This window comes from Alkalisalibacterium limincola (assembly GCF_008017755.1).
Lineage (GTDB): Bacteria > Pseudomonadota > Gammaproteobacteria > Xanthomonadales > Xanthomonadaceae > Alkalisalibacterium > Alkalisalibacterium limincola.
The window spans coordinates 322,700-344,244 of the sequence record NZ_VRTS01000003.1 but is presented as its reverse complement, the minus strand read 5'-3'; the positions used below and the strand labels follow the sequence as shown (position 1 = coordinate 344,244).

Below are 21,545 nucleotides of genomic sequence, written 5' to 3'. Positions count from 1 at the left end.
CGTGACCGACTTCGAGGCCCTGGTGCAGCCCGGCATCGCCCGCCTGAAAGCCTACGACCCGGGCCACGACATCGTGGCCCTGCGCGAGCGTTTCGGGCGCGAGGTGCTGGTCGAGTTGGGTGGGAACGAGAGCCCTTTCGGCAGCAATCCGCTGGTGGCCGCGGCCATCCAGGCGCAACTGGCGGGGCTGGCACGCTATCCCGACCCGTTGGCGACCGGCCTGCGTGCCGCGCTGGCCCGCCGCGAGGGCCTGCTGCCCGACCAGGTGCTGCCGGGAAACGGCTCGCATGAATTGCTGATGCAACTGGCCCAGGCCTATGCCGGGCCGGGTGGCAACGTGGTGGTGCCGCAGTATGGTTTCGCCGTGCATGTGCTGGCGGCGATCGCGGCGGGCGCAGAGGTGAAACGCCCGGATGCGCTGCCGCTGGATGCCGAGATGCCGCGCGGCCACGACCTGGACGCCGTGGCCGCGGCGGTCGACGACGCCACGCGGCTGGTTTACCTGAGCAACCCGAACAACCCGACCGGCACCTGGTTCCCGACCCGGGCGCTGGAGGCGTTCCTGGAGCAGGTGCCCCAGAGCGTGCTGGTGGTGGTCGACGAGGCCTACCACGAGACGGTCACCGTGCCCGGCGTGCCGAGTGCGCGCAGCCTGCTGGGTCGCTTCCCCAATCTGGTGGTGACGCGGACCTTCTCGAAGGCCTATGGACTGGCCGCGCTTCGCGTGGGCTACGCGATGGCCGATGCCGGGCTGCTGGGCCCGCTGGAGCGCCTGCGCGAAAGCTTCGCGGTGAACTCCCTGGCGCTGGCCGCGGCCGAGGCGGCCTTGCGCGACCAGGCCCACGTGGACCGCTTCCGCGACAGCAACCGGCGCCAGCGCGACAGCCTGACCGAGTCGCTTCAGGCACTGGACCTGAAGGTCACCCCGTCGCAGACGAACTTCGTGCTGGTCGATTTCGGCGCCGATGCCGCCCCGGTCGAGTCGGCACTGGTCGAGCGCGGCGTGGTGGTCCGGCCGATGCTCGGCTACGGCCTTCCTCACTGCCTGCGCATCAGCGTGGGCGATGCGCGCGAGAATGCGCGCCTGGTTTCGGTACTTTCGGCGGTGATGCAATGAGCCTGCAATGGACGGCGGGACGGGGGCGGGCGGTACAGGGCGACCTGAGCGTTCCCGGCGACAAATCGATTTCCCACCGCGCCATCATGCTGGCGGCGCTGGCCGAGGGGCGCTCCCACATCCAGGGTTTCCTGGAAGGCGAGGACACGCGGGCGACCGCGGCGATGTTCGCGCGCATGGGCGTGCGGATCGAATCGCTGGGCACCGGCGTGCGCCAGGTCGACGGCGTGGGGCTGGATGGACTGCATGCGCCGGCCACGACGCTGGAATGTGGCAACGCCGGCACCGGGATGCGGCTGATGGCCGGCGTGCTGGCCGGGCAACCCTTTCCCAGCCAGCTCAGCGGCGATGCGTCGCTGTCGCAACGGCCCATGGCGCGCGTGGTCGAGCCGCTGCGACAGATGGGGGCGTGCATCGACGCCGGCCCGGAGGGGCGGCCACCTCTTAGAATCCACGCGAGCAATGGTTTGGAAGGTATTGATTATTCAATGCCTGTTGTTAGCGCGCAGGTGAAATCGTCGATCCTGTTGGCAGGCCTCTACGCGCGCGGCGAAACCCGGGTTCGCGAGCTGAAGCCGACCCGCGACTACACCGAGCGGATGCTGCAGGCGTTCGGCTGGCCGGTGCATTTCCGGCCCGGCGACGTGCTGCTGGGGGGCGGGTTCCGCCTGCATGCCCGCGATGTCGAGGTGCCGGCCGACTTCTCCTCGGCGGCCTTCTTCCTGGTGGCGGCGTCGATCGTGCCGGGTTCGGAGCTGCGCCTGCGCCGGGTGGGGATCAATCCACGGCGCACCGGGCTGCTGCAGGCGCTGGGCCTGATGGGCGCGGACATCATGATCGAGAACGCCGGCGAGCAGGGCGGCGAGCCGGTGGCCGACCTGGTGGTGCGCCACGCGCGCTGCACGCGATCGACCTGCCGCCGGCGCTGGTGCCGGACATGATCGACGAGCTGCCGGCGTTCTTCGTCGCTGCTGCGGCCGCCAGCGGGGTGACCAGCGTCAGCGGCGCCGAGGAGCTGCGGGTCAAGGAGTCCGACCGCATCGCGGCGATGTGCAACGGCCTGCGGAGGCTGGGCATCCGGGTTTCGGAGCGGGCCGACGGCGCCCTGGTCCATGGCGGCAGCCTGCGCGGCGGTCGCATCGAGAGCCGCGGCGACCACCGCATCGCGATGAGCTTCGCGGTGGCCGCGCAACTGGCCGGCGACGCGGTGGAGATCGCCGACTGCGACAACGTGGCGACCTCCTTCCCGGGCTTCGAGGCGATGGCCAGGCGGGTTGGATTCGGCCTGGTCGGCTAGACTGGCGTGATGACCCAAACCATCCCCGTACTCACCATCGACGGCCCCTCGGGCTCCGGCAAGGGCACCATCTCGCGGGCGATTGCCCGCGCCCTGGGCTGGCACTACCTGGACTCCGGCGCGTTGTACCGTGGCGTCGGCCTGGCCGCCGGCTGGAACAACATCGACTTCTCCGATGCCGGCGCCCTGGTGCGCTGCACCTTCGACACCGAAGTCGGCTTCTCCAACGACGGCGAGCACGAGCCGCGCGTGCTGGTGAACGGCAGCGACGTGACCGATGAACTGCGCACCGAGACCGCCGGGGCGGCGGCTCGGCGATCGCCGCGATCCCCGAGGTGCGCACCGCGCTGCGCGAGCGCCAGCGCGCCTTCCGGCGCCTGCCGGGGCTGGTGGCGGACGGCCGCGACATGGGGACGGTGATCTTCCCCGACGCCGCCTACAAGGTGTTCCTGACCGCCAGCGCCGAGGAGCGTGCGGAGCGGAGATATAAGCAGTTGAAGGATAAAGGGGTTTCGGTTAATCTTCCGGGTCTGCTGCGCGAGATCCTCGCCCGCGATGCCCGTGACGCCCAGCGCGCGGTGGCGCCGCTGAGGCCGGCCGAAGACGCCGTCCACATCGACACCACCGGCCTGGGGATCGAAGAGGTCATCGAGCGCGTGATCAGCCTCATCCCGGATTCGCTCCGGAACGGCTGACCCGCCCGACCCCCTGCCAGGACATCGTCAACAGCCGGGCCAAGGGCCTGGCCGGTCGTGTTTCGACACGCAGCAGGGCAATCATCCGTCGCCATGGGGGCGGCGGAGGTGCAATCCACAGCGGCCATACCGGCCGTACAACAGGTGGGCCCCGCATGCCGCGACGGCCCGTGTGTTCAACCGAGAATCCAATCCAATGACCGAATCTTTTGCTGAAATGTTCGAATCGAGCCAGGCGAGCATCGCCGCGCTCAAGCCGGGCTCCATCGTTACCGGCACCGTCGTCGAGATCCGCTCCGACGTCGTGGTCATCAACGCTGGACTGAAGTCCGAGGGCATCGTGCCCATCGAGCAGTTCCGTAACGACCAGGGTGAAATCGAAGTCGAGGTGGGTGACGAAGTAAAGGTCGCCCTCGACGCCCTGGAAAACGGCTTTGGCGAGACCGTACTTTCGCGCGAGAAGGCCAAGCGCGCGATGGTGTGGGACGAGCTCGAGCAGGCCCTGGAAGAGAATGCCACCGTCACCGGCCGCATCAGCGGCAAGGTCAAGGGCGGCTTCACCGTCGACATCCGCGACGTCCGCGCATTCCTGCCGGGTTCGCTGGTCGATGTGCGCCCCGTGCGCGACCCGGCCTACCTCGAGGGCAAGGAGCTTGAGTTCAAGCTCATCAAGCTGGACCGCAAGCGCAACAACGTGGTCGTCTCCCGCCGTGCGGTGGTCGAGAGCGAGCACAGCGAGGAGCGCGAGCAGCTGATGGAGAAGCTGGTCGAGGGCGCGGTGCTCAAGGGCGTCGTGAAGAACCTGACCGACTACGGCGCGTTCGTGGACCTGGGCGGCATCGACGGCCTGCTGCACATCACCGACATGGCCTGGAAGCGCGTGCGCCATCCGTCCGAGGTGGTGAACGTGGGCGACGAGCTCGACGTGCGCGTGCTGAAGTTCGACCGCGAGCGCAACCGCGTTTCGCTGGGCCTCAAGCAGCTGGGCGAGGATCCGTGGGACAACATCGCGCGTCGCTACCCGGCGAACTCGCGCGTCATGGGCAAGGTCTCCAACGTCACCGATTACGGTGCGTTCGTGGAGATCGAGCCGGGCGTCGAGGGCCTGGTGCACGTGTCCGAGATGGACTGGACCAACAAGAACGTCAACCCGTCGAAGGTCGTGCAGGTCGGCGACGAGACCGAGGTGATGGTGCTGGATGTGGACGAGGAGCGTCGCCGCATCTCGCTGGGCATCAAGCAGTGCCAGTCCAACCCGTGGGAAGCCTTCTCGGCGATGCACAAGAAGGGCGACAAGGTCAACGGCCAGATCAAGTCGATCACCGACTTCGGCATCTTCGTCGGCCTGGACGGCGGCATCGATGGCCTGGTGCACCTGTCCGACATCTCCTGGGATGCCACCGGCGAAGACGTGGTGCGCAACTTCAAGAAGGGCGACGACGTCGAGGCCGTGGTCCTGGCGGTCGACCCGGAACGCGAGCGCATCTCGCTGGGCATCAAGCAGATGGAGCAGGATCCGTTCGGCCAGTTCATGGCGGCCAACCCGAAGGGTTCGCTGGTCACCGGCACCGTCAAGGAAGTCGACGCCAAGGGTGCGACGATCGACCTGGGCGAGGGTGTCGAGGGCTACGTGCGTGCTTCGGAGATCGCCAAGGAGCGCGTCGAGGACGCCACCACGATGCTGAAGGTCGGCGAGTCGGTCGAGGCCCGCTTCATGGGCATGGACCGTCGCGGCCGCTCGCTGCAGCTGTCGATCCGCGCCAAGGACGAGGCCGAGACCCGCGAGATCATGGACGAGTACCAGCAGGCTTCCAGCGGCACCACCAAGCTGGGCGCGTTGCTGCGTGAGCAGCTCAACAAGTCCGAGTAATCGTTGATCGCACGGCCCCGGGGGAATCCCCGGGGCCGTCGCTTCGCCGCCCGATCCGCAAGACGCCCGAATCCATGACCAAGTCCGAACTCATCGAAGCGCTCACCCGTCGCCAGGGCCACCTCAAGGCCGACGACGTGGACATGGGGGTCAAGACCCTGCTCGAGCTGATGAGCGATGCCCTTTCCCGGGGCGATCGTATCGAGGTCCGTGGCTTTGGCAGTTTTTCGTTGCACTACCGGCCGCCACGGCTGGGCCGCAACCCCAAGACCGGTGAGTCCGTTGCACTTCCCGGCAAGCACGTCCCGCACTTCAAGCCGGGCAAGGAACTGCGCGAGCGCGTCAACCAGGCGCCGGTCACCGACGCAGGCTGAGTTCCAGGTCGCCGCTTCCGCGGTGCGCCTACAGTAAATGATGGCTTTCAGCTAAGCTTCGGGCACCCCGTCCGAGGTTGGAATCCATGCGCGTGTTGCAGGTCCTCATCGCCATCCTCTTCGTCGCGCTGGGCATGGCCTTCAGCGCACTCAACGCCGATCCGGTGGTCATCGACCTGTACTTCGACCGGTTCACGCTCTCCCTGGGCGTGGTCGTCCTGCTGGCCATGCTGGTGGGGGCGATCCTCGGGGGGCTGGCCGTGCTGGCGGGCGTGGTGTGGCCGCTGCAGCGGCAACTGCGACGCTCGCGCTCGAAGGCTTCCGAGCCGGGTGCCCCGGCACAGGAACCACTGCCGCCGATGCATCCGCCGCGGTCGTGAACTGGTCGCTGCTCTGGGTGCTGTTGCTGCCGGTGGCGGCATTCAGTGGTTGGCTGGTGGGCCGCAGGGGCGGGGCGCGCAAGACCGGCCACCGTGTCACGCGGCTGTCGACGACCTACTTCCGCGGCCTGAACTACCTGCTCACCGAGCAGCAGGACAAGGCGCTGGAGCTGTTCCTGCAGATTGCCGAGACCGACAAGGACACGATCGAGACCCAGGTGGCGCTGGGCCATCTGTTCCGTCGGCGTGGCGAGATCGAGCGCGCCATCCGCCTGCACCAGGGCCTGGTGACGCGGCCGGGACTGAGCGAGCAGCACAAGACGATGGCGCTGCTGGAACTGGGCGAGGACTACATGCGCGCGGGGTTGCTGGACCGCGCCGAGACGCTGTTCTCGGAGCTGGTGCAGGCCGACGCGGAGGTGCCGCAGGCCCTGCGCCACCTGATCTCGATCTACCAGGCCGAGCGGGAGTGGCAGAAGGCCATCGACCATGCGCGCCGCTACCAGTCCAGCACGGGCGAGTCGATGGGGCGGCTGGTGGCGCAGTTCCACTGCGAGCTGGCCGAGGCGGCCCGCCAGCGCGGCGACTATGAACAGGCCAAGCAGGAGCTCGCGCACGCCTTCGCCGCCGATGGCCAGAGCGTGCGCGCCAGCCTGGCCGAGGGACGCATCGAGCAGGCCCTGGGCAACGACGCGGCGGCGATGCGCGCCTTCGAGCGGGTGGCGCGCCTGGACGTGGACTACCTGCCGGAGATCCTCCGCCCGCTACTGCAGATCTACGAGAACCGCGAGGACGTGTCGCGGGCCAAGGCGTTCCTGGCGGAGATGATCGAGCGCCATCCGGGCGTATCGCCGATCCTGGCGATGGCACGCATCATCGAGCACGAGGAGGGCCGGGCGGCGGCGGCGGAGTTCCTGTCCAGCCAGTTGCGCCGCCGTCCGTCGATCCGCGGGCAGGCGGCGCTGATCGAGATGAGCCTGGAGGACGGCAGTTCGGACCTGTCCGGGACACTGGCCGCCCTGAAGCAGGTGACCGAGCAGTTGATCATGCGATCGCCGGCCTACCGCTGCAGCCATTGCGGCTTCGGTGCGCGCAACCACCACTGGCAGTGCCCGAGTTGCAAGAACTGGGGCTCGGTGAAGCCCGTGCACAACCTGGCCGATGCCTGACGTGGCGCAGGGCGTGCAGTTGCCGATGCTGCTGCTGGGCCTGGTTCTGGGGTGCGCGGGTATCGCTGCACTGGGTGCGTGGCTTGCGCGGCGCTACGCGCTTTCGCGCGCGATGCTAGACCAGCCGGGGGGCGCGGCGCAGCCATTCGGTGCCGACGCCGCGCGGGGGAGGGGTCGGCATCGTGGCGGCAATCGCCGCCACGCTGGTGCTGGCGATCCAGCTGGGGCCGGTGGCCGGCACCGCGGCCACCTGGTGGGCGCTGGCCGGCTTGCTCGCCGTGGCCGGTGTCGGCTGGTGGGACGACCACCGCGACCTCCCGGCGCTGTTCCGCCTGGGGGTACACCTGGCTGCCGGCCTGGCCGTGGCCCTGGCGGTGCTGGGTTGGCCAACCGGTCCCTTCGACGTGGCGGTGATCGCCGTGGCGATGTTCTGGGTGGCCGGCATGGTCAACCTGTGGAACTTCATGGACGGCATCAATGGCATCGCCACCGCCCAGGCGGCCCTGGTGGCGCTGGCGGTGACCTGGTTGCCCGGTGCGCTCGACGGCCCGTGGACCCTGGTTGCGCTGGGGGTGTGCGCGGCCTGCATCGGGTTCCTGCCGTTCAATTTCCCGCAGGCGAGGATCTTCCTGGGTGACGTGGGCAGCGGGGCCCTGGGTTACAGCCTGGCCGTGCTGCTGCTGGTCGCGGCCTCGCGCAGCGCGCCGCCACAGTGGCTGCTGCTGGGCCTGCTGCCGGCGGTATTCATCGTCGACACCGGCGTGACCCTGGCCGAGCGCATCGCCCGGGGGCGCCGCTGGTGGGAGCCCCACCGCGAGCACGCCTACCAATGGGCGGTGCGGCAAGGCCACTCCCACGCCCGGATTACGTATCTATATACGTTCATGGGTCTCGTTGCTGCCATAATAGCCATTGGTTTCTGGAACAGCCCCGCTGAGTTGGCCGGATTGGCGTTCTTCGTGGGCATCGCCGGATTGTGCATGGCCCGATTGTCGATGAAGAGGATTTGGCTGATGCGAATGCGCAGGAGGCGCGGTAGATGACCTACAGCAAACGGATGCTGGTGGGATGGTTGCCGCGCATTCTGGTGGTCGCCCACGATCTGATGATGGTGTGGTTGTGCTGGGTGGGCCTGAACCGGATCCGGTTCAGCTACCAGGTCGACGCGCCGGCGGTGCCGTGGTTCAGCGCGGAGGTGGCGCTGGTACTGGCGATCCAGGCTCTGGTGTTCTGGCGGATGGGCCTTTACAAGGGCCTGTGGCGCTTTGCCAGCATGCCCGACCTGTTCAATATCCTGCGGGCCTCCGTCGTCGGCGCCATCGCGATCGGTGCGGCCCTGTTCCTCTTCTTCGACCGCGCCTTCCTGGTGCCCCGCCTGGTGCTGCTGGCCTATCCGCTGGGCCTGGTGATCACGCTGGGTGCCCCGCGCCTGCTCTACCGCGCCTGGAAGGACGCCCACCACGCGCAGGGCGATGGCGAGCCCGGCCTCCGCGTGTTGATCCTGGGTGCCGGCCGGGCCGGCGAGGCGCTGGTGCGCGACCTCAAGCGGGATCCGCGCTACGTGCCGATCGGCTTCCTCGACGACGACCCCTTCCTCAGGGGCAGCCGCATCCACGGCGTGCCGGTGCTGGGGCGTCTCGACGAGGTCGAGCGGACCGGCCGCGAGACCGCTTCGCAGATGCTGGTCATCGCGATGCCCTCGGTGGGGGCGGAGGCGATGCAGCGCATCCTGCAGCTTTGCGAGAAGTCCAAGCTGCCGTTCCGCAGCGTGCCACGCATCCAGGACGTGCTGGACGGGCGCGTGGCGCCGGGTGAGCTGCAGGAGGTGCCGATCGAGGACCTGCTGGGCCGCGAGCCGGTGCCCGGTGACTGGGACCGGATGGGCAACTGGCTGGAGGGCCGCACGGTCCTGGTGACCGGTGCCGGCGGCTCGATCGGCTCGGAGCTGTGCCGCAAGTGCGCCCGGCTGGGCGTGCACCAGCTGGTGCTGGTCGAATTCTCCGAGCTGGGCCTGTGCAACATCGCCCAGGAACTGCTTCGCGGTTACCCGGCCCTGAGGCTGACCACCATCCTGGGCAACTGCGGCGACCCGGCGGTGATGAAGCATGCGCTGTCGCGGGCCAGCGTCGACGCGGTGTTCCATGCCGCGGCCTACAAGCAGGTGCCCCTGCTCGAGGATGAATTGCGCGAGGCGATGCTCAACAACGTGCTGGCCACCGAGGTGACCGCGCGGGCGGCCGCCGAGGCCGGCGTGGGTACCTTCGTGCTGATCTCGACCGACAAGGCGGTCGACCCGGTCAACGTGCTGGGCGCCACCAAGCGCCTGGCCGAGATGGTCTGCCACCAGATCTCGGCCGACTGCCAGACCCGTTTCGTCACGGTTCGCTTCGGCAACGTGCTGGATTCGGCCGGGTCCGTGGTGCCGCTGTTCCGCGAACAGATCCGGCAGGGCGGCCCGGTCACGGTGACCCACCCGGATGTCACGCGCTTCTTCATGACCATCCCCGAGGCCTGCCAGTTGATCATCCAGGCCTCGGCGATGGGCTCGAAGGAGTCGATCTTCACGCTGGACATGGGCACGCCGGTGGCGATCCGCATGCTGGCCGAGCAGATGATCCGGGTGGCGGGCAAGCAGCCCGGGCGCGACATCCATATCGTCTACACGGGCCTTCGCCCCGGCGAGAAGCTGCACGAATCGCTGTTCCATCCCGACGAGAAGTACCGGGCCACGCTGCACCCGAAGATCCTCGAGGCCGAGCCGCGCGAGGTGGACGACGATTCCGTGGCGCGGGCGGTGAAGCTGGCGCGCGACGCCGTGGGTCGCTATGACCTGTCACGCATCGAGCACGTCCTTCGCACCAGCGTGCCCGAGTACCGCCCCGATGCGCCCGAGGGCGACCAGGCGAAACCGTCCAACAACGTGGTCCAACTCCAAGGGGGCTCCCCGTCTTGACTTCCCGGGTCCGTACCGCTGTTTTTCCCGTCGCGGGTCTGGGCACCCGCTTCCTGCCAGCCACCAAGACCGTACCCAAGGAGATGCTGCCGATCGTCGACCGGCCGCTGATCCAGTACGCGGTGGACGAGGCCGTCGCGGCGGGCTGCGAGACGCTGGTGTTCATCACCAACCGCTACAAGCACGCGGTCGCGGACTACTTCGACAAGGCCTACGAGCTGGAACAGAAGCTCGAGCGCGCCGGCAAGCACGAGCTGCTGGAGACGATCCGCGGCGTGCTGCCCTCGCATGTGCGGGCCATCTTCGTGACCCAGGCCGAGGCGCTGGGGCTGGGGCACGCGGTGTTGTGCGCCAAGCCGGTGGTCGGCAACGAGCCCTTCGCGGTGCTGCTGCCCGACGACCTGATCTGGAACCGGGGGGGCGATGGCGCCCTCAAGCAGATGGTCGACCTGGCCGAGGCCGAGTCGGCCAGCGTGATCGCCGTGCAGGACGTGCCGCGCGAGAAGACCGGCAGCTACGGCATCGTGGCGACCGACACCTTCAGCAACCGCCACGGTCGCATCACCCACATGGTGGAGAAGCCCAAGCCTGCCGATGCGCCGAGCACGTTGGCCGTGGTCGGTCGCTACGTGCTGAGCCCGCGCATCTTCGAGCTCCTGGAGAGCACGACGCCGGGCGCGGGTGGCGAGATCCAGCTGACCGACGCGATCGCGGCACTGCTGGTCGATGACCCGGTGCTGGCCTACCGCTTCAAGGGCACCCGCTTCGATTGCGGCAGCCACATCGGCCTGATCGAGGCGACGATCCGGTTCGCGCTGGACAACGAGAAGCTGAGCGAGGCTGCCGCGGCGGCGATGCAGTCGGCGCTGGACGAGCTGGGCGTTGCCGAAAACAGCTGAGCCCCTGCCGCCCGGAAACGGGCGCCCTGGCAACTACTACGACGCGACGGCGGGCGAGGGGGACACCCTTGCGCCGCTGTCCGGCGTGGTGGAGGTCGAGACGTGCATCGTCGGCGGCGGGTTCGCCGGACTCAACACCGCATTGGGGCTGGCCGAGCGGGGCCAGGACGGCATTTGCCTGCTGGAGGCCAGGTCGCTGGCCTTCGGGGCCTCGGGTCGCAACGGCGGTTTCGTATTCTCCGGGTTCTCGCGCGGCGAGGCGGCCCTGCTGGCGGACCTCGGGCCACGGCGCGCCAAGGCCCTGCATCGGGGCACCCGCGAGGCGGTCGGGCTGATCCGCGAGCGCAGCCAGCGCTACCGCATCGACTGCGACCGGGTCGATGCGCCGGTGCTGTGGGCGAACTGGTTCAAGGACCCCGCGGTACTGCGCGAGCGCCAGGCGCTGTTGCGCGACCACTTCGACACGCACTGGCACTGGGTCGATCGCGCGGCGCTGCGCACGCAGCTGCACACCGATCGCTACAGCGCGGCGTTGAGCGAGCCCGGCTCGTTCCATTTCCACCCGGTGAAGTATGCGCGTGGGGTGGCGATGGCGGCGCGGGCGATGGGCGTGGCGGTGCACGAGCACAGCCCGGCGCTTTCGCTGGATCGAGAGGGCAGCGGGTGGCGGGTCAGGACGCCGGACGGCGAGGTGCGCGCACGCAACGTGGTGCTGGCCTGTGGCGGCTACCTGGCGGGGCTGCGGCGCGACGTGGACCGGGGCGTGATGCCGATCGCGACCTACGTGATGGTGAGCGAGCCGCTGGGCGAGCGCATGGCGCAGGTGATGACGACGCGTTCGGCGGTCTACGACACGCGCTTTGCATTCGACTATTACCGGCCGTTGCCGGACGGGCGGCTGCTGTGGGGAGGGCGGATCTCCATCCGCGACCGTGATCCGGCGGGCGTGCGGCGGCTGCTGATGCGCGATCTGCTGCGGGTGTTTCCGCAGCTCCAGGGGGTGGGGATCGATTCCGCGTGGTCGGGATTGATGAGCTACGCGCGTCACGAGATGCCGCAGGTCGGGGAGATCGCGCCGGGGCTTTGGCTGTCGCAGGCTTTCGGCGGGCACGGGGTGGGGCCGACGACGTTCGCGGGTGAGTTGGTGGCTGCGGGGATCGCGGAAGGGGATGCGCGTTGGCGGGAGCTTTCCGACTATGGGTTGGTTTCGGCGTTCAAGCCTTTTGGGCTGCTGGCGGCGCAGGGGGCGTATTGGCGGGCGCAGGTGAAGGATTGGTGGAAGGCTGCGCGCGAGTAGGGCTTGTTCGGGGTTTGGTCCCGGTGGCGTGGGAGTTGCTGGAAGCGGGGGTGCGCGGGGTACTCCTCCCCGAATCGAAAAACCCCTGCGGGGTTTTTCTTTAAAGATTCTTGGGAGGAGTACCCCGCGCACCCCCGCCTGCGGGTCGCGGCGGAGTGGGGTGGTGGGGGATACTCCGGAGATGAGCAGCGCTGACGAACTTGCCGAGATTTCGTGGGGGGACTTTTCCAAGGTCGTCCTGGTGGCGGGGACGGTGGTGCGGGTGGAGGCGTTTCCCGAGGCGCGCAAGCCGGCGTGGAAGCTGTGGGTGGACTTCGGGCCGCATGGCGAGCGCAAGACCAGTGCGCAGGTGCGTGACCTGTATTCGGCGGAGGACCTGGTGGGACGGCAGGTCGTCGGGGTGATCAACTTTCCGCCGAAGCAGATCGGGCCGTTCGTGTCCGAGTTCCTGCTCACCGGCTTTCCGACCGACGAAGGCGTGGTGATCACGACGCTGGAGCGGCCCGTGCCCAACGGCACGCGGATGGCGTGAGGTGGGAAGCGGCAAGCGTTTGCCTTAAGCTTTTCGAGGAACACGTCGTATGTCGCACGGCCGGCAGGGAGTGGCTGCATATGAAGCATTCCTTCGTGAGGAGCATCGCGCTTGCAGCGCTGGTGGTGGCGCTCGTTTCGGGGCTGCTGGCGGGGGATCGGGTGGCCTGGCAGGAGCCGCAGGTAATCGCCTCCGGTGGTGGCCACCAGGGGCCATGGCGGATGAACGAGTCCGACTTCGACTACGTCGACGCGCCTACTGCGGCCATCGATGCCAGCGGTACCATCGCCGTGGTGTGGGTGGACCAGGCCCGCAAGAACCTGCTCTTCCAGCGTTATTCCGCTGACGGCGAGGCGCAGATGGCGGAACCTGTGGACGTGTCGCGTACGCCCGGGGTGTTCTCCTGGCTGCCGAGGATCGCGCTGTCGGATTCACGGCCCGACTCGGTGCATGTGCTCTGGCAGGAGATCATCTTCTCCGGTGGCTCGCATGGCGGTGACATCCTGTTCGCGCGTTCCGATGATGGCGGGCGCACGTTTAAGGAGGCACGCAACCTGTCCGACGACCGCGCCGGTGCCGGCAAGGGGCGGGTCACCGCGGATTTCTGGCACAACGGCAGCCTTGCCCTCGCGCCGGGCCCGGACGAGACCTTGTACGCGGCCTGGACGGACTACGAAGGGGATCTGTGGTTGAGCCGCTCGAGCGACGCGGGCGAGTCCTTTACCGCACCCCGCAGGGTTCCCGGGGAAGATGCGGCGGGGCCGGCCTTCGGGCCCAGCCTGGCCGTCGATGCGCAAGGCGTCGTCCACGTCGCCTGGACGCTGGGCGAGCGCACCGACGCCGACGTGCGCGTGACCCGATCGGAGGACGGCGGCGAGACCTTCGCTGCACCATCGAGCGTGCACCCGGGGCCCGGTCACGTTGATGCGCCGCAGATCGCCGTGGACGACGAAGGCACCGTCCACCTGGTGTATGGCGAGAGCGTCGAAGGGCCGATGCAGCGCTACCGGATCAAGTACGCGCGCCGGGCCCGGGGCGAGGAGGCGTTCACGACGCCGGTGGACCTGTCCGGCCGCCAGCTCGAACGTTTCGGCAGCACCGGGTTCCCTGCCATCGCCACGGGTACCGACGGGCATGTCTATGTTTCCTGGGAGGTGTTCCCGGCGCCCGGGACCCGGCCCAACGGGCTCGGCTTCGTGTATTCGATCGACCGCGGCGAGACGTTTTCCGAGCCCGAGGTGGTGCCTGGGAGCATCGACCCGGACGGCGGCGTCAACGGCAGCATGCAGGGCCTGCTCGGAAGCAAGCTTGCCGCCGGGCCGGACGGCCAGGTCTTGCTGGTGAACAGCACTTTCAGGTCCAATGATTCCAGCGACGTGAAGCTCTTCCGCGGCGCCGTCAACCGGTAAGACGTCCCTTCCGACCCGCGCCAGCACTGGACCTCCATGGACAACGAGGGCTACCGCGAACTGCGCCTCAAGGCCCGGCGCCTCGTGCATCGCGCGGGTGATGCGGATGACCTGGTCCAGGACACCCTGGTGGCGGCCCTAGAGGCCGGTCGCGACGACCCGGCGTGGATGCACGGCGTCATGCGCAAGCTTGCAGCGATGCAGGCGCGCACGGCGGTGAGGCGGCGGCAGCGCGAGGCGGCCGTGGCCCTGGTGCTCGGTGATGACCCAAGCACGACAACCCTACCGGTCGAGGCGTACTCCCGGCTGCGTGAACTGCTGGCTTCGATGCCACCCGCTGCACGCAGGGTGGCGGTCCTGGCCCTGCACGGCCTCGCGGCCGAGGAGATCCGTTGGATCCTGGGCGTCAGCGACACGGCGTTCCGGCAGCGCCTGACTTCAATCCGGAAGTCGCTCGCCACGGCAGGCCTGTCGGCAGGGGAGGCCTGGGCCGCCATTCCCGGGGCAGGGCCGTCGCGTTGCGTCGACCTGCAGTACGGGCTCCTGCGCCGGGCGCTCAAGGCTGCGATCGACAGGCGCCCGGGGCTGGGCACCCACGATGCCGATGGGCACCTCATCGTCCTGGGAGGAGATGCTCACAGATCGGCGCCCGGCGGCAACTGACGGGGACACAACCACCTGGAGATCCACATGCTCGACCAATGCAAGATCGGCGCCATCGTCCTCTTCGTCCGCGACATCGCCCGCGCCTGCGCGTTCTACCGCGACGTCCTCGGTGTGCCCGTGGAAGTGCACGACCCCGAATACGCCACCGGACAGGTCGGCCATCTCTCGCTCGTGTTCATCGCCAGGGAGGCCCGCGCCGGCGACTCCCCGGTGTTGGTGTTCGAGGTGGAAGGCGGCATCGACGACTACGCCGACGCGCTGGCCGGGAAAGGCGTCGAGATCGTGGCGCCCGTGAGCGAATGCCCGGACGGCGGGCTCTCAGTCGATTTCATCGACCCCGACGGCAATGGCCTCAGCGTCTACCAGCCGCCGGACAGCCCGCGGCGTCGTTGAATCACGGGCGAGGGCCGGAGTCGACCCGAAGCGGACGTGCCGTATGTCTACGAAAAGCTGGGCGGTCCTCAGCAACGTCGCTGCGCATCCGTAGCCCAGGGGCCGGGGTAGCGAGATCGACTTTACGTTCCAGGGTCGACCTTCAACCTCGCTTCTGTCGCAAGTATTGGCGGCTCGTCGCTTCGTTGGCGTACTTCGTCACACCTCTGTTGTCGGCCCTCATCGTCTGCTGAATGCTTCGGGCCTCAAACCCTCAATACGTTTGCAGATCTCGATAGAAATGTATCGAGCGAGCCGGAAGGCCCGCGCAGTCTGTGTCTGCTATGAAAAGGTGTTTTCCCATGGTTCGTTACAAGGTCCTTGTTTCCATCGCGGTCTTCGCTGCTTCAACGGTTGGGGCCAGCTCTCCAGCTTTTCCGGGTGTCGAGCAAACTGCAGAAGAAGCGATCAACGCGAAGCTCGCGACAGGACTGCCCGAAGTGCTCGACCGCAGCGGGGCAGCAAGCATTTCGGTTGCCCATATCGAGAGTGGCCGCATCGTTGCGATGCAGGCCGCGGGACTCAGTGCTCCAGGACAGGCCGCCACAACGCAGACGCGGTACAACGTCGCCTCACTCACGAAGCCTGTGTCGGCGGAGGTGATCCTACGCCTCGTCGCCGAGGGCCGATTCTCGCTGGATCAGCCCATGTCCAGCACGTGGCTCGACCCCGATCTATCGGACGATTCGCGACACGAGCGGCTCACACCCCGCCTGGCCCTGAATCACCAGACCGGGTTCCCGAACTGGCGTAGCACTGGCGGCTTGCGCTTCGGGAGCGATCCAGGTGGCGAAGCAGGCTATTCAGGTGAGGGCTACGAGTACGTCGCCAAGTTCATCGGGCACCTCACTGGTGCTGGCATCGACCATCATGCCCAGCGACTGGTGTTCAAACCCCTCGGAATGACCGCTACAACGTACACGGCCGGGTCTGAGCCACCTGCTGCCGTAGCCAGTAGCCGTTCAAACGATACGTGGACACCTCCGGTCACGCGGGAAACCCCGTCCGCGGCCGATGATCTGGTCACCAACGTCGGCGACTACGCCACGTTCCTGATCTCTCTGATGCGTCGTGACGCGTTGACCCCCGGTCTGATTGCAGAGCGGGCTCGTGTGCAGGCAGACCAGCTGAATCAAATGTGTGATGGCATTCCAGCTTCCATATGCCCAGAAAGTGCCGGGCCTGCGCTCGGCTGGACGCTTTTTGTAATAGGCGGGGTCCCCTACTACATGCATACAGGGTCCGACACCGACGGGTTCTCGCTCGCATACTGGACGCCATCGACGGGAAGTGGAACGGTCATTTTGACGAACAGTGAGAATGGAAATCGAGCAGTCTTGCCCGTACTGGACTTGATTGGCGCGAACCCGGAATTCGTAACTCTGCTCCGTGAACAGGCTTCTCGCTGACCCGGTACTCTCGATGAACACATCCAGAAGCCACTTCGCGATGCATAGGTCAACCCGCCGCTTCTGGCGGGAATCGGCGCACGGCATATCCGGAAGACTTGACGCTGGACGGGATACTTCCCCCAAGCTGGCTGTCTTAGGATAGGAAAGGAAGCGGATCCGGCGATGGGGGTCCTCACAAAAGCAGAGGCAGAAGAGGCGCTTGCGCAGATCGGCCGGGAGGTCTTCTACGTGTATTTGCTCTACCGCCCTGATGGGACGCCCTTCTACGTGGGGAAAGGTCGGGGCAGGCGGATCTTCCATCATGAGCGCGAAGCGCTCGGCTTGGGACGAACACACAAGCTCAATACCATCCGGGCGGTTACGCGTGCCGGTGCGACCATCGGGTATCGGATCCACCAGGTCTTCGAGCGTGAGGCCGAATGCCTCGGACATGAGATTGAGCTGATTCGAACCTTTGGGCGGCACGATCTGGGCACCGGGCCGCTTACAAACCTCACGGACGGTGGAGAAGGAACATCTGGTCTATCTGAGGAGACTCTCCGACGGATCGACGCTGCACTGCACGGGCCGGATGCGCCAGGGGAACGTGGCATTGCGAACCGATTCTTCCTGCGCCTTTGCGAAGAAGTGAGCTCGGTTCCCGTTCGGCCCCTGGCAACTACGCTGTTGGCGCACAGCGCTCCCCATCGGGGACCCAGAAAGCCAAGCAAAAGAATGGTGGCTGCCCTCGCGGCGAGTGCGATCGCAAATCGGGTGCTCATCGAGCCTAGAGCCGTGATTCCTCGGAAGCTTGTCGTCGAAGATGCGCCTATGGTGATCGAGAACGGCGTGGCTTCGGATTTGCTGCGGGCGGGCTTGGCTCAACTCATCGGGGCGGCGAACCCGGGTGATGAAAGCTTTCTTCTCTCGAGTGTTGGATACGAAGCAATTCTCACGTTTTTGGATCAGGCGACCCTTCTCAGCGCGGGAGTGCTGCTCCCGCACCTCTGAGAGCGGCGGACAAGAGCTCTGACGGAAAGTCCGCTCTTGGCCGAACACCGACGTGCCGACCGCGCGCCCCGGCCAGTCCAAAGCGGTCGAGGAGTCCGGAGTAAACGCGCCAGTCCGGACTACGGCAAGTCACCAGGGTGAAGGCGGATGCCCGATCAATCCGTGCGGTGGCGCGCATGCTTGCGGTGGTGCAGTACCGATACGAGTGCATTGTCCGGGCGTGGACGAGACGCGGTCCTTGTGCGGCAAATGTCGTCCGCGTACCCTCACCCCGCGCGTCGTGAAGCCTCCCTGCCTGCACGCCAATCGAGACGCGAACCGTTGGTCACGACACCCCGATCAGAGGCATGCATGGAGCAGCAGGTGCTTTTCGCGATGAGAGCCACTTCGTTGGCGTTCCTGGTGCTCGTTTCGGCTATCGCGGGTTCCGCCCGTGCCCAGCCTCCCGACCCTGCGGTCAGTGAATACGCATGGGTGATCCACTCCGTCATCCAGAGGGAGTGGTTGAGTAGCCTGGGGAGCACTGCACTGGTCCCGAGTTCAAGTTGCTCAGCCCGGATAACCCAGCTGCCGGGTGGAACCGTCCTGGACGTCGATTTCCTGTCGAACTGCGAATTCGACCAGGCCGGCCGGACCGCCATCACTGAAGCCGTCTACCGCTCCGACCCTCTCCCGTACGAAGGCTTCGAGGACGTCTTTCAACGTGAGGTCAGCATGGTGTTCCATGCACCCAGCGTTGAATCGCCCGAGGCGGCGGCTGCGCGTCTGGCCGCGGTGCGACGCGTGCATCAGGACGCCTACTTCGAGAAGCAATGGCACGCAAACGTCGGAATTCCAAGACAACAGGCGGAGTACAAGCAGCGGTGTCGCTTCGACGTGTCGTGGTGGAAGCCGACGGTCTGGTTGGAACGGAAAAATGCCGTGACCATCACTGTCGACACATCGGGCCAGGTAGTGTCTGTCGTCGGTACGGGGGGAGAGCCGGTTGAGGAGGCGCTGGTCGCAGCGCTTCACGCGGCCCCACCTTGCGAACCTGTTCCTGAGGACCTGTTCGTGGGCGCGGAGACCGTCGAGTTGGACCCGATGATCTTTCACCCTCGCGAGGACTGAGTAGCGCGCTTGTGATTCAGGGAGCAGTGCGGGTCTTCGACTTTGGCAGTCTCGCTCTCAGTCGCAACTCAGTTCGCTTTCCAGCTGCGCGCACCGAGGAAGATCAGTCGCAGCTGCTTGACGAAGTCCTCGGTGAGATCCTGCTCGGCTCGGGGCTGGTCGGCGTGCAGGTCGAGGATGTCGGTGGCCGCGTTCATCATGGTGGTAACGACCAAGCCGCAGATCAGTTGCAGGCTGTCCATCGGCAGTTGCGGCAGCAGGTTGAGGTCGCGCACCTCGGCCGCCGCTCGCGCTCGTGAAGAGCGATGAGTAGACCGGCCGCTTCTGGCCAAAGCTCGCCTGCAGTCTCGGCACGTGTGCGTTGATTGCCTGCTGGGCAAAATGTGCAGAGGATAAAGAATGGACGTCTATTTCAAGGTGGCTTTGTCAGGGTGGCTCGTCGCGATGACGGGGTTGGCCGTTGCGTCCAGTGGATTTGTCTACGCGGGCAAAGCCCTCGCGTTCCTCGGTATCGCAGTAGGAATGTTTGGCGTCTTCGCGGGAGCAGGCCGATACATCGTCAGGCTTTTGAGGAAGCGCTGACTTCCCCGTGGTATCGAGAGCACACACTTGGACGACCGTGGTGCTTCGCGCCACCGGCCGCTTCTGGCCGCAGGGTGCCGAAGCCGTGAGCTGGTGTCGCCCGTGAGCGGGCGTTGGGAGCACGCGCGAGTCGCGTTCGCGCCCATCACTCCGCGGAACGGAGGTTTCCGTCCGGCTTCGGGGCCCGCTGCAGTCCAATGGGGTTGGGCAGGGCGCGTCGGTCGATCTTGCCGTTGGGCGTAAGCGGCAACGCGGGCAGCACCGCCAGGTGTTGGGGCCGCATGTAAGCGGGAAGCCACTGTGCGAGATGCCGCCGCAACGCCGCCACGTCCGTGTCACGCCCGGAGGCGGGTGTCAGGTAGGCCACGAGGCGGATGTCGTTGGCGCCGAACTCGCGCGCGACGACGACCGCCTGGTCGACGTCGGGGTGCTCGCGGAGCCGGACTTCGATTTCTCCGGGTTCCACCCTGTAGCCGCGGATCTTGAGCTGGAAATCAATCCGGCCCAGGTGCTCGAGTTCGCCACGAGGGTCCCACCGCCCCACGTCCCCGCTTCGATACAGTCGGGCGCTCGGGTCAACGTCCGTGGGGTCGGGGATGAAACGCGCGGCGGTCAACTCTGGGCGATCGAGGTATCCCAGGGCGACGCCTGCGCCACCGATGCAGATCTCGCCTGGCTGTCCTGGTGTACAGGGTTCCAATTGATCGTCGAGCAGGAGGATGTGTGTGTTGGCAACCGGCCGGCCGATGCGGATTCCGGCTTCTGGCTCGCGTACCTTCCACAGCGTCGACCACACGGTGGTCTCCGTGGGACCGTAGAGGTTCCACACTTCGGCTGCGCGCTCGAGCAACTGTCGCGCCAGATCCGGCGCCAGGGATTCGCCACCCACCAGCACACGGAAATCCGGTCGACCCTGCCAGCCTTCGCCGATCAGGCCGATCCAGGTCGGTGGCGTCGCCTGGATAACGGTGATCTGCTCACGCTCGATGGCCTGCATGATCTCCAGCGGGTCGCTCAAATCGAGGATCACGAGACGTGCGCCCGCCAGCAGCGGCAGGAAGAGCTCGAGCACAGCGATGTCGAAGGACAGGGTTGTCAGTGCGCCCATCGTATCGCTCCGGGCCAGTCCCGGACGCTCACGCATCGTCATCAGGAAATTGACCACCGAATGATGGCTCAGCACTACGCCCTTTGGACGTCCCGTGGAGCCTGATGTGTAGATCAGGTAGGCCGGTTCCCGGGCACTGTCGTTGCCCTGGACCTCGGATGGCGCCGCTTGGGCCGTTCTGCCGTGATGTTGCACGGTGGTGGGATCCAGCAGACGCACACTCCCTGCCCAGTGGACCTCTTCCGCGGTCGTGATCAGCAGATCCAGCGAAGCATCATCAGCGATCATGGACAGGCGCGCCTCGGGGAACAGCGGGTCCATCGGCACGTAGCAGGCGCCGGCGCGCATGACCGCCAAGGGTGCTGCCAGCATCCAGAATCCGCGCTCCAGGCATATGCCGACCCGGCAGTCGCGTCGAATCCCGCGCGCTTGCAGCATGGACGACAACGCCTCGACCGCCTGGCGCAGCTGCCGACCATCATGGCGATCGGCACCGCAGATGATTTCCTGGTCCGGGGAAAGGTGGCGAAGTACGAAGTCGTCGAGCCGCATTTCACGCGGGACCGAGAGGGCAGGGCCACTCGACGAGGCCGCCAACCAGCGTTCCTTCTGACCGAGCGCCAGTGGCGCGGTCGAATCCCGGGGCGCTGCGCGGACCGGGCCGCTTCCGCCGTCGACGTTGATAACACTCATCCCGGATCTACTCGGTCAGTCTCTGGTAACAGGCTCGAACGCGCGAGTCGCCGGGTAGCGGACACCAGTGACGTGCTCCTCGCTTTCACATCCATGAGGCTCGCCAGTGGCCTGCAATTTCGAATCGAACGCCCCCTTCTGGCCGTCAGTCGCCTGGCGACCCGAAGCAGTTTCCGAGAGCTTGGGTCCTCTGTCGCTGCGCGACCCCATAGATGTTCTTGAGCTGGCAGAGCGACTTACAGCTCGTCGTGTCTACCCGCTCCCCGCGTGGTGTCGCGCAGGGAGGGCCGATGAAGGCCCCCCGGGTTGACAGCCTCAGCGATGGTGATATGGTGCACTACACCACCACATACATAACACGGGGCGCCGGGCGTGAGGAATCGCCTGTAGATCCCGCATTCTTCCGCGTGTGTGCTCACCACTACCAGAGATAAACATGTTCAAAATTTTGATACCCATTCTAGTGTTGGTACCGTCGCTGGCTTTTGCTGAGCAACAGTGCGCTGAGAGTTCGACTTCTACTCTTAACTTAGATGCGGAGACCCTGACGGCTTTACATC

General features: G+C 66.8%; 19 protein-coding genes and 2 pseudogenes. 19 read left to right on the top strand and 2 right to left on the bottom strand.

Going from position 1 to position 21,545, the window contains the following annotated elements:
• The first annotated feature begins 1 nt into the window (after position 1).
• The 18 genes and pseudogenes from hisC to FU658_RS06545 all read left to right on the top strand — a co-directional run bounded on the left by hisC (position 2) and on the right by FU658_RS06545 (position 18,602).
• Complete coding sequence (gene hisC / locus FU658_RS06630) at positions 2-1,117, top strand: histidinol-phosphate transaminase (protein ID WP_187265970.1); 1,116 nt, start codon at positions 2-4, stop codon at positions 1,115-1,117.
• A pseudogene (gene aroA, locus FU658_RS06625) lies at positions 1,114-2,414 on the top strand (3-phosphoshikimate 1-carboxyvinyltransferase). The gene hisC and the pseudogene aroA overlap by 4 nt, the downstream one beginning before the upstream one ends.
• Before the next feature lie 9 nt (positions 2,415-2,423).
• Positions 2,424-3,109, top strand: a pseudogene (cmk, locus tag FU658_RS06620) ((d)CMP kinase).
• Between the two features lie 196 nt (positions 3,110-3,305).
• Positions 3,306-4,979, top strand: coding sequence for a 30S ribosomal protein S1 (gene rpsA / locus FU658_RS06615; protein ID WP_147891354.1), 1,674 nt, complete (start codon positions 3,306-3,308; stop codon positions 4,977-4,979).
• A gap of 74 nt (positions 4,980-5,053) precedes the next feature.
• Complete coding sequence (locus FU658_RS06610; protein WP_147891353.1) at positions 5,054-5,353, top strand: integration host factor subunit beta; 300 nt, start codon at positions 5,054-5,056, stop codon at positions 5,351-5,353.
• Positions 5,354-5,439: 86 nt separating this feature from the next.
• Positions 5,440-5,733 (top strand): LapA family protein, encoded by a 294-nt coding sequence (locus FU658_RS06605; RefSeq protein WP_147891352.1) that lies wholly within the window; start codon positions 5,440-5,442, stop codon positions 5,731-5,733.
• Positions 5,730-6,902 (top strand): lipopolysaccharide assembly protein LapB, encoded by a 1,173-nt coding sequence (gene lapB, locus FU658_RS06600; RefSeq protein WP_147891351.1) that lies wholly within the window; start codon positions 5,730-5,732, stop codon positions 6,900-6,902. The genes FU658_RS06605 and lapB overlap by 4 nt, the downstream gene beginning before the upstream one ends.
• 182 nt (positions 6,903-7,084) lie before the next feature.
• Positions 7,085-7,945 (top strand): MraY family glycosyltransferase, encoded by an 861-nt coding sequence (locus FU658_RS06595; protein ID WP_187265969.1) that lies wholly within the window; start codon positions 7,085-7,087, stop codon positions 7,943-7,945.
• Positions 7,942-9,855 (top strand): polysaccharide biosynthesis protein, encoded by a 1,914-nt coding sequence (locus FU658_RS06590; protein ID WP_255505453.1) that lies wholly within the window; start codon positions 7,942-7,944, stop codon positions 9,853-9,855. Before FU658_RS06595 ends, FU658_RS06590 begins: the two co-directional genes overlap by 4 nt.
• On the top strand, positions 9,852-10,754 hold the full coding sequence (gene galU / locus FU658_RS06585; RefSeq protein WP_147891349.1) for a UTP--glucose-1-phosphate uridylyltransferase GalU: 903 nt from the start codon (positions 9,852-9,854) through the stop codon (positions 10,752-10,754). Before FU658_RS06590 ends, galU begins: the two co-directional genes overlap by 4 nt.
• Complete coding sequence (locus FU658_RS06580) at positions 10,738-12,051, top strand: NAD(P)/FAD-dependent oxidoreductase (RefSeq protein WP_321167734.1); 1,314 nt, start codon at positions 10,738-10,740, stop codon at positions 12,049-12,051. Before galU ends, FU658_RS06580 begins: the two co-directional genes overlap by 17 nt.
• A 181-nt stretch (positions 12,052-12,232) precedes the next feature.
• Positions 12,233-12,583 carry a tRNA-binding protein gene (locus FU658_RS06575; RefSeq protein WP_147891348.1) on the top strand — a complete coding sequence of 117 codons (351 nt, stop codon included), beginning with the start codon at positions 12,233-12,235 and terminating at the stop codon, positions 12,581-12,583.
• Between the two features lie 80 nt (positions 12,584-12,663).
• Positions 12,664-13,992: a sialidase family protein gene (locus tag FU658_RS06570; RefSeq protein WP_147891347.1), complete on the top strand. Its 1,329-nt coding sequence runs from the start codon at positions 12,664-12,666 to the stop codon at positions 13,990-13,992.
• Between the two features lie 36 nt (positions 13,993-14,028).
• A complete protein-coding gene (locus FU658_RS06565; RefSeq protein ID WP_147891346.1) occupies positions 14,029-14,655 on the top strand; it encodes an RNA polymerase sigma factor in 627 nt (208 codons plus the stop codon).
• 27 nt (positions 14,656-14,682) lie between these two features.
• Complete coding sequence (locus FU658_RS06560; protein WP_147891345.1) at positions 14,683-15,051, top strand: VOC family protein; 369 nt, start codon at positions 14,683-14,685, stop codon at positions 15,049-15,051.
• A gap of 341 nt (positions 15,052-15,392) precedes the next feature.
• Positions 15,393-16,499: a serine hydrolase domain-containing protein gene (locus FU658_RS06555; protein WP_187265968.1), complete on the top strand. Its 1,107-nt coding sequence runs from the start codon at positions 15,393-15,395 to the stop codon at positions 16,497-16,499.
• A 165-nt stretch (positions 16,500-16,664) separates the two neighbouring features.
• On the top strand, positions 16,665-17,492 hold the full coding sequence (locus FU658_RS06550; protein WP_147891343.1) for a GIY-YIG nuclease family protein: 828 nt from the start codon (positions 16,665-16,667) through the stop codon (positions 17,490-17,492).
• Positions 17,493-17,843: 351 nt separating this feature from the next.
• Positions 17,844-18,602 carry a cell envelope integrity TolA family protein gene (locus tag FU658_RS06545; protein ID WP_147891342.1) on the top strand — a complete coding sequence of 253 codons (759 nt, stop codon included), beginning with the start codon at positions 17,844-17,846 and terminating at the stop codon, positions 18,600-18,602.
• Positions 18,603-18,670: 68 nt separating this feature from the next.
• Here FU658_RS06545 and FU658_RS06540 read toward each other — a convergent pair whose 3' ends face one another.
• Positions 18,671-18,877 (bottom strand): hypothetical protein, encoded by a 207-nt coding sequence (locus FU658_RS06540; protein WP_147891341.1) that lies wholly within the window; start codon positions 18,875-18,877, stop codon positions 18,671-18,673.
• 124 nt (positions 18,878-19,001) lie between these two features.
• Between FU658_RS06540 and FU658_RS06535 the strand changes: the two genes are divergently transcribed.
• Positions 19,002-19,184 carry a hypothetical protein gene (locus FU658_RS06535; protein WP_147891340.1) on the top strand — a complete coding sequence of 61 codons (183 nt, stop codon included), beginning with the start codon at positions 19,002-19,004 and terminating at the stop codon, positions 19,182-19,184.
• A gap of 145 nt (positions 19,185-19,329) precedes the next feature.
• Here FU658_RS06535 and FU658_RS06530 read toward each other — a convergent pair whose 3' ends face one another.
• A complete protein-coding gene (locus tag FU658_RS06530) occupies positions 19,330-20,985 on the bottom strand; it encodes an amino acid adenylation domain-containing protein (protein WP_147891339.1) in 1,656 nt (551 codons plus the stop codon).
• Positions 20,986-21,545 lie beyond the last annotated feature (560 nt).